Source organism: Micromonospora humi, assembly GCF_900090105.1.
Lineage (GTDB): Bacteria > Actinomycetota > Actinomycetes > Mycobacteriales > Micromonosporaceae > Micromonospora > Micromonospora humi.
Window position 1 is genome coordinate 377,017 of record NZ_FMDM01000005.1, and the last position, 14,770, is coordinate 391,786.

Sequence of the window (14,770 nt, forward strand, 5' to 3'; positions counted from 1 at the left end):
AAGACGGCGGCCTGCACGGCCGAGAGCGGTAAGTAAGGAGCGTTCGACATGCCCATCGCTTCCCCCGAGGCTTACGCGGAGATGCTGGACCGGGCCAAGGCCGGCCGGTACGCGTACCCCGCGATCAACGTGACCTCCTCCCAGACGCTGAACGCGGCGCTCAAGGGCTTCGCCGACGCGGAGAGCGACGGCATCATCCAGGTCTCCACCGGTGGCGCGGAATACCTGTCCGGCCCGTCGGTGAAGGACATGGTGACCGGCGCGTCGGCGTTCGCCGCGTACGCGCACGAGGTGGCCAAGAACTACCCGGTGACCGTCGCGCTGCACACCGACCACTGCCCGAAGGACAAGCTGGACAAGTTCGTCCGGCCGCTGATGGCCATCTCCCAGGAGCGGGTCAAGAACGGCCAGGAGCCGCTGTTCCAGTCGCACATGTGGGACGGCTCGGCCGTGCCGGTGGCGGAGAACCTTCAGATCGCCGAGCAGCTCCTCGCCGAGGCCGCCAAGGGCAAGATCGTCCTGGAGATCGAGGTCGGCGTCGTCGGTGGCGAGGAGGACGGCGTCGAGAACGCCATCAACGACAAGCTCTACACCACCGTCGACGACGGTCTGGCCATGGTCGAGGCGCTCGGCCTGGGCGAGAAGGGCCGCTACATGGCGGCGCTGACCTTCGGCAACGTGCACGGCGTCTACAAGCCGGGCAACGTCAAGCTGCGCCCCGAGGTGCTCAAGCAGATCCAGGACGCGGTCGGCGCCAAGTACGGCAAGGACAAGCCGCTCAGCCTGGTCTTCCACGGCGGCTCCGGCTCGCTGCTGGAGGAGATCCGGGAGGCGCTGGACTACGGCGTGGTGAAGATGAACATCGACACCGACACGCAGTACGCCTTCACCCGCCCGGTCGCGGACCACATGCTGCGCAACTACGACGGCGTGCTGAAGGTCGACGGCGAGGTCGGCAACAAGAAGCAGTACGACCCGCGGGCGTGGGGCAAGCTGGCCGAGGCCGGCCTGGCCGCCCGCGTGGTCGAGGCCTGCGAGCACCTGCGCTCCACCGGCACCCGGATGAAGTGACCCGCTCCGCGGGTAAGGAGGGGCCCCCTGTCAACGCGTCTGTTGATAGGGGGCCCCTCCTCTACCGCAGGCGTTAAAAGGGGGCCCCTCCTTTCACCTCACCAGGAGGGCGACCGCCTCGCGGACGTCGTCGGTGAGGTGGATCGTGCGGGACAGGTCGCCGAACGGGGAGCCGGCGAAGAGCGGGCGCAGCAGCGACTCCACCGGCAGCTCGGTGGTCCAGAACGCCCGGTCCAGGAAGACGTACGCGCCACTGGCCCCGTCGGTGCCGTAGAACGTCTTCGTCGCCGCCTGGAACACCTCCTGCACGGTGCCGGCCCGGCCGGGCGCGAACACGATCCCGCCCCGGGCCAGCCGCAGGATGGTGTCCTCCCGGATGGCGTTGGAGAAGTACTTCGCGATCCGGCCGGCGAACAGGTTGGCCGGCTCGTGGCCGTACAGCCAGGTGGGGATGGCCAGGCCGCCGGAGCGGGCCCACTCGGTGCCGGGCGCCGCCGGGCGGGGCGTGGGCAGCGACGGGCCGTCCGCGTAGCGCTTGCGTACCGCCAGCGCCGCCGCCGTGTAGCGGTCGTGGTCGGTGAAGTCCGGTGCGGCGGCCAGCACGTCGATCGCGGCGGACAGCTCGTCGGCCGGCCAGGCCGCGAGGAACGCGCCGAGGTTCGCCGCCTCCATCACGCCCGGGCCGCCGCCGGTCACCACCAGCCGGTCGGCCCGTGCCAGCTCCCAGCCCAGCACGGCCGCCATCCGGTACGCGGCGCTGCCGCGCGGCACCGCGTGCCCGCCCATCACGCCCACCACGGACTGCGGCCCGTGCGCGGCCAGCCACGAGCGGGTGGCGTCGGCGAGCGCGTTGTCCACGCCGTGGTCGTGCAGCCGCTGGCCGAGCGCCTCACGGACGTCGGGCAGCGCGCCGCCGTGCGCCCGGAAGTGCGCGTACACCCGGGTGTCGTACATCTCGGTGAACCCGCCCTCGGCGAAGCCGGCGGCCAGGTCGTCGGCGGTGTAGAGGTGGGACGGCTGGGTCGGGTAGGGCAGCCCGGAGAACGGCGGGACGACGTTGGCGCCCCGGCGGACCAGGTCCGCGCCCACCTCGCGGTCGGCGAACCGGCAGCCCACGAAGAGGGTGCCGGCGACGTCGACGTCGCGCAGGTCGGGGACCGGGTCCAGGTCGAGGCGGAGGCCCTGCACGGTCAGGCCGGCGAGGGTCCCCTCGGCCATCCGCCTGTCGAACTCTCCGCGGGTCTCGATCTCGTCGATGCTGGTGTCGTGCGGCTCGATGACGTCCGCGGGTGGTGGGGTCGGCACCGGATCATCCTGCCCCGACCGGGCAACCTCGCAAACCCGGGCGGTACGGACAGGAGCCCGGCGGGCACGCCGCCGGGCTCCTGCGTAACCGGTTCCTGGGGAGGCTCCGGATCTGTAGTTGTAGTGCAATTTTCATGCCGGCGGCATGGGCCGCCGGTACGTCTGGTCCCACCGCAGGCGTGACGAAACCCTCAGCCGTTCAGCCGACGGGCCGGCCCGACCCCCTCGCGCGCCCGGGGGCGAAGCGGGTTGAATGGGGCGATGCAGAACCTGTTGCCTGAGCCACCGGCCACCCTGCTCCCCGTCTCCGAGGAGGCCGACGCCGCGCTCGCCGCCGCGGCCGAGCAGGGCACCGAGGACGCGTACGCCGAGGTCGCGGCCCGCTTCCCGACCTACAGCGCGGCCTGGGGGGCGCTGGCCGGCCGCGCCCTCACCGCGGGCCAGGTCGTTCCGGCCTACGCGTACGCCCGCACCGGTTACCACCGGGGCCTGGACCAGCTGCGCCGCAGCGGCTGGAAGGGACACGGCCCGGTGCCCTGGTCGCACGCGCCCAACCAGGGCTTCCTCCGCTGCCTCTACGTGCTCTCCCGGGCTGCCGGCGAGATCGGCGAGGCGGACGAGGCGGCCCGCTGCGCCCAGTTCCTCCGCGACTGCGACCCGGCCGCCGGGGACGCGCTGGCCAGCGACTGACCCGTCCGACGACGGCCGGCCCGACCACCGGGCCGGCCGTCGTGCCGTCTCCTACAGCCCTTCCGCCACCGACGCGGCGATCTTCAACCAGGCGTCGCGGGTGGCGGTGGAGAGCTGGCCGTAGCGCAGCGGCTCGCCGGTGTCGATGAGCCGCTCGTACGGCGCCAGCAGCACCGCCCGGGTGCGCGCGGCGAAGTGGGCCTGGATGGCCGGCAGGTCGATCTCCTTGCGGGACGGCGGCATCGAGACCACGGTGACCGCCTGCCGGACCAGCCGCTGCCGGCCGCTCTGCTCCAGGTGGTCGAGCATCCGGGCGGCGGTCTCGGCCGAGTCGTTCCGCGCCGACATGGTGACCACGAGCTGGTCCGTCGCGTCCATGGCGGCCTGCCAGTTCTGCGCCCGGACGTTGTTCCCGGTGTCCACGAAGATCAGCTTGTAGAAGCGGCTGACCACCTCGCGGATCTCCGCGAACGCGGCGGCGGTCAGCATCTCGCCGCCGGTCGCCGACTCGTCCGAGGCGAGCACGTCGAACATGCCCTCGCCCTGCGAGCGGACGTACTGCGACAGGTCGCCGACCCGACCGTGGGCACCCTGGAACTGGCCCAGATCGCGCAGCATGTCGCGCACCGTGCGGGCGTGGAAGTCCTGCTGGGCGCGCATCCCGAGGGTGCCCTGCGTCTCGTTGTTGTCCCAGGCCAGCACGTACCCGCCGCGCTTCTGCCCGAACGTCATGGCGAGCAGCAGGATGGCCACCGTCTTGCCGGCCCCGCCCTTGGGGTTGACCACGGTGACCTGGCGCAGTCCGCCGAAGTTGCGGCGGACCATCTCGATGTCGCGCTTCAGCTCCTGCTCGTGGCGGCCGGGCGCGAGCCGGACCAGCCCCGTCCGGTTGACCACCGCGCGAACGCCCATGGTGGCCACCGGGTCGACCGGGCGGGCCTGCCGCCGGCGGGCGAAGTCCTCGGCGGTCGGGGGTGCCGCCTGCTGGGGCGTCCACCCCGGCTCCGGGTACACCCCGGGCGGCAGGGGCTGCTGCGGCGCCTGCGGGCCGGACGCCGGTGAGGGCTGTGCCGGCCCACCGGGCCGGGGCGGCCCGCTCTCCTGCCCGGACCCGGCGTGCGGGACCGGCCCGGCGTGCGGGACCGGCCCGGGCTGCTGCGCCGGCCCGCCCGCCTGGGGCGCCTCGGTCTGCGGGGGCCACCCGGGTGGGTACCAGCCCGGCTGGCCGGTCTGGTCGGGTTGCTGCGGGTAGGGGACCGGCGGGTAGGCCGTCCCGTTGCCGTACGGCGGCGGCTGCTGCATCGGCATCCCCGGCGACGGCGGGAACGGACCGAGTCGGGGCGGCGCGTCCTCGGCGGGCCCGTCCGGCCCCGCCGGCTGCGGGCCGACGACCCGCGCCGTGCCGATGGACGTCGGCCCGTCGACCGTGGTCAGGCCCTGGACCGGTGTCGGGGCGTCGAGCGGTGTCGGGCCGACGGGGGTGGGGCCGACGGACGGTCCGGCGCTGAGCCCGCCAGGGCCGCCGACGGCCGGTTGGCTCGGCGCGTGGGGGTGAGCCGGCGCGCCGACGGCGGGCGCCGGGACCGGGCCCGCCGAGCCGGCCGCATCAGCCGTGGTGCGCTGCGGTGGCTGCGCCCACGGCGACGCGGCCCGCCCGTTGGCCGGGGCGTCACCGCCGCCGGCAGCCGGCGCCGTGGCGATGGGACCGTCCTCGTGGGCGGCGGGTCGGTCGGTCGTGGCCCCCGGACCCGGCGTGGCCGTCACCGGGACGGCGCCGGACGCCGCCGGCCCGGGCGCCGGACCGAACTGCGACGGTCGGGCGCCGGATTGCGGCGGTGCCGGGCTCGGCTGTGGTGGCACCGGGCTGGGCTGCGGCGGTGCCGGGTTGACGCGCGGCGGTGCCGGGCTCGGCTGTGGCGGTGCCGGGCTGCCATGCGGCGACGGTGCCGGGCTGGGCTGTGGGGGTACCGGGCTGGCCTGCGGCGACGGTGCCGGGGTGACCTGCGGTGCCGGCACGGGGGCGCCGGCGTGCGGGAGAGGCCAGGGCGGTGCGGCCGGCTGGGCCGGAGCCGCCCACGGCGGCGCGGCCACCACCCCGTCGATCTCCTCGGGCGGCCAGAGCGGTTCGACGTCCCGCTCCGGCACCTGCGATCGGCCCGGCACGGGGGTTCGGTCGTCGTTCTCATGCACCACGCGGTTCCTCCCCATCCCTCCCGCCGAGGATAGGCGGTCCAGCCAGCCGGGCGAGCCGGGTGCGGATCGATCGAGGTCAGCCCGTCCAGACCGCCCAGGCCCCCGGCTCGGTCCACCAGGACCGCTTCCGGCTCAGCTCACCCTCGACACCGTCGTCGAGGAACGGCACCTTCTCGTCGCGGGGCACCACCGCCACCGCCCGGCCCCGGGCCCGGCGCACCTCGAGCCGCACCCTCTTCCGGCCCAACGCGGATCGGGTGACCACGGGCACGGCCACGCCCACCGCCAGTCGGCCGTCGGCCGGATCCGGGTCGGCCAGCAGGGCCACCTCGCCGAGGTGCGCGTACCCGCCGGCGTTGCCGATCGCGCAGGCGCTGATCGGCTCGCTGCCGTCGCTGAGCACCGTGCCGTCGACCTCGACCCGGGCCCGCCAGTGCAGCGGCCGGCCGGCGTCGTCGGCCGCGCCGAGCAACGCGCCGTCCAGCGTCACCGAACCGCCGTCGTTGCGCAGCAGGTCGAGCCGGCGCGGCGTGCCGTCCAGCACCGCCGCGGCCACCGCCGCCGGGTCACGCGGCAGCCCGAGCTGCGCGGCGAGGTCCCGCACCGTTCCGGACCGGGCCGGGTCCAACGGGAGTACGCCCACCGGCGGCAGGTCGGGCAGCGTCCGGTCCTCGGCCAGGTCGGCCGGGCGGCGGCTGGGCGGCGGAGCGTACCGCCGGACCAGCCGGCGCAGCACGGCGCGCAACTGACCGTCACTGGCCGTGGCGACGACCAGCCGGGTCTTGCCGTCGGAGTCCGGCCAGGCGAGACCGTCGGCGCGGGGCGGCCCGTCCAGGCGGGCCAGCACCTCGTCGATCTCCGCGTCCGACCGGGCGGTCACCGTGGTCACCCGCGCGCCCCGGGCGGTCAGGGCGTCCGTGCAGGCCAGCACCGGTACGCGCGGCGTCTCGCAGCGTTCGGCGTCGGGCGTGGCGGCGGTGTCGTCCGCGCCACCGCAGCAGGCTCCGCCACTGCCACAGGCCCCACCGGGAGCGTCCCGCCCCGAGCCGAGGGTGAGCAGCACCACGTCGTACACGAAGGAGCCTCCTGCTTCTCGACGAACCCCTGCCGGTCCCGCCGTCACTACTTGTTAGCCTGACACCCCGGGCTCGCCGACCGGTCGCCACCTGGCACCCGAGCCTTCTGGAGGCGGAGAAGATGCCAGCGATCGTGCTCCTCGGCGCCCAATGGGGCGACGAGGGCAAGGGCAAGGTTACCGACCTGCTGGGTGAGCGGGTCGACTACGTCGTGCGCTACTCCGGCGGCAACAACGCCGGTCACACGGTGATCACCCCGGACGGCCAGAAGTACGCGCTGCACCTGATGCCGTCCGGCGCGCTCTCCCCGAGCGCGATGATCGTCATCGGCAACGGTGTGGTGGTCGACCCGAAGGTGCTGCTGCAGGAGATCGACGGTCTCGCCGAGCGGGGCGTGGACGTCTCCCGGCTGCGCATCTCCGGTGACGCGCACCTGATCATGCCGCACCACCGGGGGATCGACCGGGTGGTCGAGCGCTACCTGGGCAGCTCCCGGATCGGCACCACCGGCCGGGGCATCGGCCCCGCCTACGGCGACAAGGTCGCCCGGATGGGCATCCGGCTGCAGGACCTGCTCGACCCGGGCATCCTGCGCAAGAAGCTGGAACTGGCGCTGCGCGAGAAGAACCAGCTGCTGTTCAAGATCTACAACCGCAAGGCGATCGACGTCGACGAGACCGTCGAGGAATACCTCCAGTACGCCGAGCGGCTGCGGCCGTACATCGCGGAGACCCGGGTGATGCTCTGGGACGCGCTGGACCGCGGTGAGACCGTGCTGCTGGAGGGTGCCCAGGCCACCATGCTCGACATGGACCACGGCACCTATCCGTTCGTCACCTCGTCGAACCCGACGGCCGGTGGCGCGTGCGTGGGCACGGGCATCCCGCCGACCGCGATCACCAAGGTCATCGCGGTGAGCAAGGCGTACACCACCCGGGTGGGCGCGGGCCCGTTCCCCACCGAGTTGTTCGACGACAACGGCCGTCACCTGGTCAAGATCGGTCACGAGTACGGCACCACCACCGGCCGGGAACGCCGCGCCGGCTGGTTCGACGCCGTCGTGGCCCGCTACGCGTGTCGCCTGAACGGTGTGACCGACCTGGTCGTCACGAAGCTGGACGTGTTGACCGGCCTGCCGAAGGTCCCGATCTGCGTCGGCTACGAGATCAACGGTGAGCGTTTCGACGACATGCCGATGACGCAGACCGACTTCCACCACGCCACGCCGATCTACGAAGAGCTGGACGGCTGGTGGGAGGACATCACCAAGGCGAGAACCGAGGACGAGCTCCCCGAGAACGCCCGCCGCTACATCGCCCGCATCGAGGAACTCACCAACACCCGCGTGAGCGTCGTCGGAGTGGGCCCAGGCCGAGACGAAAACGTCCTCCGCCACCCCCTCCTCCCCTAACCCCGCTGCCTGCCTCTCACCCCCTGCCCTCCCGAGTCGCCGGTGATCAAGGATTTCGCGTCGGAAACCGGCGCGAACGGTGACGCGAACTCCTTGGTCGACTTCCCGAGGGTGGGCGGGGGTGGGGGGTTCTCCACAGGGTTTTCCACAGGGGTTTCCCGGGTGGGATGGGAGCGGGACCGTGGGTCGGTGAGGCAACTCGACGAGTTCGGACGGCGGTCCCTTCGGCAGGGTGAGTTCGTGACGGTGTCGGAGGCGTTGCGGCGGGGACTCAGCCGTGACCAGATCCGCCAGTTGGTCCGCTCGGGTCGGTGGACTCGTGTCTCGCGCGGCTGCTACCTGCCGATGCCGGATCCGCCCGCCGCCGCACTGCGACGTACCCGCATCAGCGCTGCGGTGGCGAGCCTGGGCCCGGGTGCGGTCGCCGTGCTGCACACCGCTGCCGAGTTGCACGGCATCGCCGGTCTACGACCGACGGCCGCGATACACGTGTCCGTACCGCCCGATCGCCCGCACGCGCAGCGCAGGTCCGAGCCGGCACTTGCGGTGCATCAACTGGCGTTCGACCCGGCGGAGATCGTCCAGGTCGGCGGCGTGCCGACGACGGATCCTGTTCGCACGGTGGCTGACCTCGTGCTGCGTGCGGAGCGCTATCCGGCGGTGTGCGTCCTCGACTCGGCGCTCAACCAGCGACTCCTGGCCGAGTCCGACCTGCCCCTGCTGCTCGCGCTCGTCGCCGGGCGCCGCGGCGCGGTTGCCGCGCGCCGACACGTGGCCGAGGCCGACGGCCGGGCCCAGTCGCCCCTGGAGACGCGCGCCCGGCTCCGATGCGTCGACGGCGGCGTCCCGCCGGATGCCCTGCAACTGCATGTCCGGGATGACGACGGTTACCTGCTCGGTATCGGTGACCTGGCCTGGCGGGACGCTCGCCTCATCGCGGAGGCGGACGGTCGGGCCCCGCACCTGACTCCACCGGCCGTCTATGCCGACCGGTTCCGGCAGAACCGTCTCGTGAACGCCGGTTGGCGCCTGCTCCGCTTCACCTGGGCCGACACCCTCCGCCCCGACTACATCCCGGAAACGGTCCGACGGGCTCTGCACCACGCCGGTTGACCAAGGAGTTCGCGTCAGCCGGAACACGATTCTGGGACGCGAACTCCTTGATCAACGATGTGGAGGGTGGGGGTCGGTAGGATGCTCGGTCGTGCGGGTTCTTCTTGTGGGTGGTGGGGGGCGGGAGCATGCTCTCGCGCTCGGACTGGTCGCCGATCCGTCGGTGGAGGCGGTGGTCGCGGCTCCGGGTAACCCGGGGATCGCCGAGGTGGCCTCGCTGCGGGAGGTGACCGCGACCGATCCGGCGGCGGTGGCCGCGCTCGCCGTCGAGGTCGCGGCGGACCTGGTGATCGTCGGCCCCGAGGCGCCGCTGGTGGCGGGCGTCGCCGACGCGGTACGCGCCAAGGGCATCGCGGTGTTCGGCCCGGGTGCGGAGGCGGCCCGGCTGGAGGGCTCGAAGACGTTCGCGAAGGACGTGATGACGGCCGCCGGCGTGCCGACCGCGCGCGCGTACACCTGCACCGACGCGGCGGCCGTGGCGCGGGCGCTCGACGAGTTCGGCGCGCCCTACGTGGTGAAGGACGACGGGCTCGCCGCCGGCAAGGGCGTGGTGGTCACCGACGACCGGTCGGCCGCCGAGCGGCACGCGGCCGAGTGCGGCCGGGTGGTGATCGAGGAGTACCTGTCCGGCCCCGAGGTCTCGCTCTTCGTGGTCACCGACGGCGAGGCGGCCCTGCCGTTGCTGCCCGCGCAGGACTTCAAGCGGGTCGGCGACGGCGACACCGGGCCGAACACCGGCGGCATGGGGGCCTACTCGCCGCTGCCGTGGGCGCCACCGAACCTGGTCGACGACGTGATGCGGGACGTGGTGCACCCAACGCTGGCCGAGCTGCGCCGCCGGGGCACCCCGTTCAGCGGCCTGCTCTACGTGGGCCTGGCGATGACCCCGGCCGGCCCGCGGGTGATCGAGTTCAACGCGCGCTTCGGCGACCCGGAGACCCAGGTGGTGCTGGCCCTGCTGGAGACGCCGCTGGGCGGGCTGTTGCACGCCGCCGCCACCGGCTCGCTGGGCGCGCACCCGCCGCTGCGGTGGCGCGACGGCGCGGCGGTCACCGTCGTGGTCGCGGCCGAGGGCTATCCGCAGGGTCCGCGTACCGGTGATGTGATCACCGGCGCGGACCGCGCCGGGATCATCCACGCCGGCACCCGCCGGGACGCCGACGGCACGTTGCGCTCCGCGGGCGGCCGGGTCCTCTGCGGTACGGCGACCGGCGCGGACCTGGCCGCCGCGCGCGACGCCGCCTACCAGCTGGTACGCGGCATCGAGCTGGCCGGCGCCCACCACCGCACCGACATCGCGGCGGCGGCGGTCGACGGCCGGATCACGATCCCCGGCTGACGGTCGGGGCGGCCGGCGCGCCGGTCAACGGCCGCGCTTGCGGATGAGCACCGCGAGGACGCCGAAGGCCGCGGTGACGATGGTGCCGACCACGCCCATGCCCGCGGTGGCGGTCTCGCCGACGTCCACGCCGCACGCGGCGAGCACGGTCAGCAGGAGGACGGTCAGGAGCCCGCTGCCCGCGATGGCCCAGATCCACCTCTCGACGCCGACGGGGTGGCCGTCGTCGTCACCGTTGCCGCCGCCCGTGTCACCCGGGACCGGGAGTCCCATGCCGCACGTCCCTCCGCCGGTGCCGGCGTCGACGACGCCGACCGTTCGAGAACCCGCTCATGCTTCTCTATGGACAGTAGGCGATGGGAGCACGTAAATGGGAGAGCGGCGATGAGATTCCCATGCACATAACGGCATAAGCCGCATAACGCAGAGTCGGCGAGTGGCCCGGTCAGCCGAAGTAGCGGCGCAGCTCCCGGCCGAGCACCTTGCCGGTGGCGTTGCGGGGAAGGTACTTCACGAGGACCACGTCCCGGGGCACCGAGAAGCGGGCCAGGTAGCGCCGGACGTACTCGCGGACCGCCTCCGGGTCGAGCGTCTCGCCGGGGCGCAGCGCCAGGAACGCGGCCAGCCGCTGCCCGTACTCCGGGTCCGGCACGCCGATCACCGCCACCTCACGGACCTGCGGCAGCCGGGCGATCAGATCCTCCACCTCGGAGGGGAAGACGTTCTCCCCGCCCGAGACGATCATGTCGTCGGCGCGTCCGTCGACGAAGAGCAGGCCGTCCGGGTTGAGCCGGCCGAGGTCGCCGGTGTCCAGCAGGCCGTCGCGGCTCTCCCGGCCGGCGCCCGAGGTGTAGCCCTCGAAGAGCATCTCGTTGCCGACGAAGATCCGCCCCACCTGGCCGGTGCGGACCGGCTGGCCGGCCTCGTCCACGATCTCCAGCCGGGTGCCGTGCGGGGGCCGGCCGGCCGTGGTGGGCGCGGCGCGCAGCTCGGCCGGGCCGGCGATGGACGCCCAGGAGACCTCGGTCGAGCCGTAGAGGTTGTAGAGCACGTCGCCGTAACGGTCCATGAACGCCGTGGCCAGATTGCCCGGCAGGGCGGAGCCGCTGACCGCGGCGACCTTGAGCGGCGGCCGGGGCTGCGGCGGCGCGACCTCCATGAGCCGTTGCAGCATCACCGGTACGGCGAAGAGCGCGTCGCACGGCTGCTCGGCCAGCGCGGCCAGGGTGGCGGCCGGGTCGAAGCGGCGGTGCAGCACCACCGTGGCGCGCAGCGCGAACGACACCTGGAGGGCGGCGTACCCCCAGGTGTGGAAGACGGGCGCGGCGATCATCACGACGTCGTGCACGTGCAGCGGGATCCGGTCGATGATGGACACCAGCGGACCGAAGCCGTGCGGGGTGGGGCGGCGGGCGCCCTTGGGGGTGCCGGTGGTGCCGGAGGTCAGCACGATGGTCCGGCCGTCGCGCTCCGGCGGCTGGAGCTTGTCGCCCGGCACGGCGCCGGCGATCAGCTCCTCCTGTCGCCGCTCGTCGACCCGGTGCAGCTCGGCCGGGAGGCCGAGGACCCGGTCGGCGAACTCGGCGTCGTGCACCAGCGCGCGTAGCCCCTGTTCCTCGGCGACGGTGACCAGCTGCGCGGCGGAGAGACCGGTGTTGACCAGGACGGCGTCCGCGCCGAGCAGCATCGACGCGACGATCGCCTCGATCAGGCCGTGGTGGTTGCGGCAGAGCAGCCCGACCCGGTCGCCGGCCTGCACGCCGAGCCCGGCGCGCAGGGAGCGGGCCAGCCGCTCGGACCGGTCCAGCAGTTGCTGGTAGGTGAACGTGGCGCCGTGCTCGTCCACGACGGCGACGCGGCCCGGATCCCGGGCGGCGGCCTGGCGGAGTTCCCCGGCGAGGCTCCAGCCCCACCGGCGCAGCGCGTTGAGCTGCGAGGCGACCCGGATCGGGCGGCCCGGGGTGAGCAGACCGCGTCGGGTCAGCGTGGCGACGATGAACGGCAGGTCCACGGCGCAACCTCCTTCGCGTTCGTGGTCTCCCGATCTTGCCTCCGGCCCGTCCGGCCGATGCGACCGGACGGGCCGGAGGGGGCCCGACCCGCAACGGATGCGCCCGGCACGGCGCGGCCCGTCGCGGGTCGGGGTCCGGCGGCGATCAGCGGATCTGCATCCCGGAGATGGCCCGGGAGATGACCAGCCGCTGGATCTCGGAGGTGCCCTCGAAGATGGTGTAGATCTTGGCGTCCCGGTACCACCGCTCGACCGGGTGGTCGCGCAGGAAGCCCGCCCCGCCGAGGAGCTGGACCGCCCGGTCGGTCACCGAGACGGCCACCTCGCCGGCCTTGAGCTTGGACATCGAGCCCTCGCCGGCGGTGAACGGCCGGTTGTTGCGGCCCATCCAGGAGGCCCGCCAGACCAGCAGCCGGGCCGCGTCGATCTCCATCTTCATGTCGGCGAGCGCGAACGCGACCGCCTGGTTGGTGATGATCGGCCGCCCGAACTGCACCCGGCTCTTGGCGTAGTCGAGCGCGTACTCGTAGGCCGCGCGGGCCACGCCGAGCGCCTGCGCGCCGACGGTCGGGCGGGACAGCTCGAACGTGCGCATCGCGGCCTGGCCGGAGGCGCGTTGGCCGGCGCGCGCCCGGGCGAGCCGCTCGTCGAGGGCGTCCTTGCCCCCGAGCAGGCAGCGGCCCGGCACCCGGACGTCGTCGAGGAAGACGTCGGCGGTGTGCGAGGCGCGCAGCCCGAGCTTGCGCAGCTTGCGGGTGGCGCTGAGGCCGGGCGTGCCCGGCGGTACGACGAACGCGGCCTGCCCGCGTGAACCCAGCTCCGGCTCGATCGAGGCGGTGACCACGTGCACCCCGGCGATGCCACCGTTGGTGGCGTACGCCTTCTGGCCGTTGAGCACCCACTCGTCGGTGGCCTGGTCGTAGACGGCGCGGGTGCGCATCGACCCGACGTCGGAGCCGGCCTCCGGCTCGCTGGTGCAGAACGCGGCGACGGCCGGGGAATCGACGTCGCCGAAGCACTGCGGCACCCACTCGACGAGCTGGTCGGGGGTGCCGGCGCCGTAGATCCCGGCGACCGCGAGCGCGGTGCCGAAGATGCTCAGGCCGATGCCGGCGTCACCCCAGAAGAGTTCCTCGCTGGCGATCGGCAGCGAGAGGCCGGTGGGGTCGGCCCAGCAGGTGGCGAGGAACTCGAACCCGTACAGGCCGACCTTCGCCGCCTCCTGGATGACCGGCCAGGGAGTTTCCTCCCGGGCGTCCCACTCGGCCGCGGCCGGGCGCACGACCTCGGCGGCGAAGCCGTGCACCCAGTCGCGAAGGTCTCGCTGCTCCTCGTTCAGGTCGAGCGAGAACTCGGCCATGGTCAGGCCTTGGGGATGTCGAACAGGTTGGCGATGTTGGCCGCCAGGCCCAGGTCACCCTTGGCCTTCAGCTTGCCGGTCATGAACATCATCACCGGGTTGGCGCCGCCGGAGACGATCTTCAGGAACTCGACCGGGCCCATGGTGAGGCTGAGCTTCGGGTCCCGGGTCGGGGTCTCCGAGACGGTGCAGGTGCCGTTCTCGATGACGATCTCGTAGGTGTCGGTGCCGCCGTCCGGACGGCCGGTGATGTTCCAGTGGATGACCGCGTTGGTGGAGCCGGCGCGGTCGGCGCGGAACAGCGTGGGCATCCGGTTGAAGACCTCGCTGAGGATCTTGCCGCGCTGCTCACCGGACATGATCTCGGCGATCTTGTCGTCCGGCGTGGACTTGACCAGCTGCGCGAACTCCTTCGGGCCGACGTTGGCGAAGTTGGCCGGGTCGAAGTCAGTCATGGGGGATGCACCTCTCGACTTGGTTACTCTGGCGTAACCCTACGCACGAGTAGGTATGCTCGCAAGAGTGTCCAGCACACCGACCTTCAAGCGCCTGCCCCGGGCCGTACGCGAGCAGCAGATGCTCGACGCGGCGGTCAAGGTCTTCTCCCGGCGCGGCTTCCACGCGGCCAGCATGGACGAGATCGCCGACGACGCCGGCATCTCCAAGCCGATGGTCTACGCCTACCTCGGCACCAAGGAAGAACTCTTCGTCGCCTGCCTGCACCGCGAGGGCACCCGGATGATGGAGGCGATCGCCGGGGCCGCCGCCCCCGAACTGCCCGCCGACGAGCGGCTCTGGCGCGGGCTGCGCGCGTTCTTCGGCTTCGTCGGCGCCCACCGGGACGGCTGGGCGGTGCTCTACCGGCAGGCGCGCGGCTCCCAGCCGTTCGCCGCCGAACTGGCCGCCATGCGCGGCCGCCTGGTCGAGGTGGTCGCCGGGATGCTCGACCATGCGCTCCGCGCCTCCGGGCGTGAGGTCGGCGCCACCGACCTGGAGGTGGTGTCGTACGCGCTGGTCGGCGCCACCGAGTCGCTCGCCGACTGGCTGGCCGACCACCCCGAGGCCGACGCGGAGAAGACCGCCACCCGGATGATGAACGTCGCCTGGCTCGGCGCCGACCAGCTCCTACGCGGCGTCACCTGGCGCCCGGGGGTGTAAGGAGGGGCCCCTTCTTAACGCATTCTGCATAGGCGGGGGCCCC

13 protein-coding genes are annotated in these 14,770 nt (G+C 73.3%); 6 read left to right on the forward strand and 7 right to left on the reverse strand.

The genetic code is table 11. The annotated features are described in order from the left end of the window. Positions 1 to 48 precede the first annotated feature (48 nt). Positions 49 to 1,071, forward strand: coding sequence for a class II fructose-bisphosphate aldolase (gene fbaA / locus GA0070213_RS12515; protein WP_091062164.1), 1,023 nt, complete (start codon positions 49 to 51; stop codon positions 1,069 to 1,071). A gap of 93 nt (positions 1,072 to 1,164) precedes the next feature. Here fbaA and GA0070213_RS12520 read toward each other — a convergent pair whose 3' ends face one another. Beyond that, positions 1,165 to 2,376, reverse strand: coding sequence for an SLOG cluster 4 domain-containing protein (locus GA0070213_RS12520; RefSeq protein WP_091062167.1), 1,212 nt, complete (start codon positions 2,374 to 2,376; stop codon positions 1,165 to 1,167). A 261-nt stretch (positions 2,377 to 2,637) separates the two neighbouring features. Here GA0070213_RS12520 and GA0070213_RS12525 point away from each other — a divergent pair, with 261 nt between their 5' ends. Then, a complete protein-coding gene (locus GA0070213_RS12525; protein WP_091062169.1) occupies positions 2,638 to 3,066 on the forward strand; it encodes a DUF3151 domain-containing protein in 429 nt (142 codons plus the stop codon). 51 nt (positions 3,067 to 3,117) lie between these two features. On the opposite strand, the gene GA0070213_RS12530 is transcribed toward GA0070213_RS12525, so the two are convergent. Together GA0070213_RS12530 and GA0070213_RS12535 are read right to left on the reverse strand one after the other, a co-directional pair. Continuing rightward, positions 3,118 to 4,767, reverse strand: a complete 1,650-nt coding sequence (locus GA0070213_RS12530) for a MinD/ParA family ATP-binding protein (RefSeq protein WP_425412822.1) — start codon at positions 4,765 to 4,767, stop codon at positions 3,118 to 3,120. 568 nt (positions 4,768 to 5,335) lie between these two features. Then, complete coding sequence (locus tag GA0070213_RS12535; protein WP_091062173.1) at positions 5,336 to 6,334, reverse strand: diacylglycerol kinase family protein; 999 nt, start codon at positions 6,332 to 6,334, stop codon at positions 5,336 to 5,338. 122 nt (positions 6,335 to 6,456) lie between these two features. Between GA0070213_RS12535 and GA0070213_RS12540 the strand changes: the two genes are divergently transcribed. The 3 genes from GA0070213_RS12540 (at position 6,457) to purD (ending at position 10,198) form a co-directional block, all read left to right on the forward strand. Further along, on the forward strand, positions 6,457 to 7,746 hold the full coding sequence (locus tag GA0070213_RS12540) for an adenylosuccinate synthase (protein WP_091062175.1): 1,290 nt from the start codon (positions 6,457 to 6,459) through the stop codon (positions 7,744 to 7,746). A 42-nt stretch (positions 7,747 to 7,788) separates the two neighbouring features. Then, entirely contained in the window at positions 7,789 to 8,859 is a 1,071-nt protein-coding gene (locus GA0070213_RS12545; RefSeq protein ID WP_245716365.1) for a type IV toxin-antitoxin system AbiEi family antitoxin domain-containing protein, read from the forward strand. Positions 8,860 to 8,950: 91 nt separating this feature from the next. Then, the gene (purD, locus tag GA0070213_RS12550; protein ID WP_091062177.1) at positions 8,951 to 10,198 is read left to right on the forward strand and encodes a phosphoribosylamine--glycine ligase; all 1,248 of its coding nucleotides are present in this window, start codon (positions 8,951 to 8,953) and stop codon (positions 10,196 to 10,198) included. Positions 10,199 to 10,222: 24 nt separating this feature from the next. On the opposite strand, the gene GA0070213_RS12555 is transcribed toward purD, so the two are convergent. The 4 genes from GA0070213_RS12555 to GA0070213_RS12570 all read right to left on the reverse strand — a co-directional run bounded on the left by GA0070213_RS12555 (position 10,223) and on the right by GA0070213_RS12570 (position 14,024). Further along, positions 10,223 to 10,471 carry a hypothetical protein gene (locus tag GA0070213_RS12555; protein ID WP_091062179.1) on the reverse strand — a complete coding sequence of 83 codons (249 nt, stop codon included), beginning with the start codon at positions 10,469 to 10,471 and terminating at the stop codon, positions 10,223 to 10,225. A gap of 172 nt (positions 10,472 to 10,643) precedes the next feature. Continuing rightward, entirely contained in the window at positions 10,644 to 12,209 is a 1,566-nt protein-coding gene (locus GA0070213_RS12560) for an AMP-binding protein (RefSeq protein ID WP_091062181.1), read from the reverse strand. A 145-nt stretch (positions 12,210 to 12,354) separates the two neighbouring features. Beyond that, a complete protein-coding gene (locus GA0070213_RS12565) occupies positions 12,355 to 13,569 on the reverse strand; it encodes an acyl-CoA dehydrogenase family protein (protein ID WP_091062183.1) in 1,215 nt (404 codons plus the stop codon). A 2-nt stretch (positions 13,570 to 13,571) separates the two neighbouring features. After that, entirely contained in the window at positions 13,572 to 14,024 is a 453-nt protein-coding gene (locus GA0070213_RS12570; protein WP_091062186.1) for an SCP2 sterol-binding domain-containing protein, read from the reverse strand. Positions 14,025 to 14,091: 67 nt separating this feature from the next. On the opposite strand from GA0070213_RS12570, the gene GA0070213_RS12575 reads away from it, so the two are divergent. After that, complete coding sequence (locus GA0070213_RS12575; RefSeq protein WP_175441311.1) at positions 14,092 to 14,727, forward strand: TetR/AcrR family transcriptional regulator; 636 nt, start codon at positions 14,092 to 14,094, stop codon at positions 14,725 to 14,727. Positions 14,728 to 14,770 lie beyond the last annotated feature (43 nt).

What these genes read in the sequence shown, in the direction of transcription:
- GA0070213_RS12565 (WP_091062183.1), bottom strand. Translation starts at nt 13,569, where the DNA reads ATGGCCGAGTTCTCGCTCGACCTGAACGAGGAGCAGCGAGACCTTCGC.
- GA0070213_RS12555 (WP_091062179.1), bottom strand. Translation starts at nt 10,471, where the DNA reads ATGGGACTCCCGGTCCCGGGTGACACGGGCGGCGGCAACGGTGACGAC.
- GA0070213_RS12570 (WP_091062186.1), bottom strand. Translation starts at nt 14,024, where the DNA reads ATGACTGACTTCGACCCGGCCAACTTCGCCAACGTCGGCCCGAAGGAG.
- GA0070213_RS12540 (WP_091062175.1), top strand. Translation starts at nt 6,457, where the DNA reads ATGCCAGCGATCGTGCTCCTCGGCGCCCAATGGGGCGACGAGGGCAAG.
- fbaA (WP_091062164.1), top strand. Translation starts at nt 49, where the DNA reads ATGCCCATCGCTTCCCCCGAGGCTTACGCGGAGATGCTGGACCGGGCC.
- GA0070213_RS12525 (WP_091062169.1), top strand. Translation starts at nt 2,638, where the DNA reads ATGCAGAACCTGTTGCCTGAGCCACCGGCCACCCTGCTCCCCGTCTCC.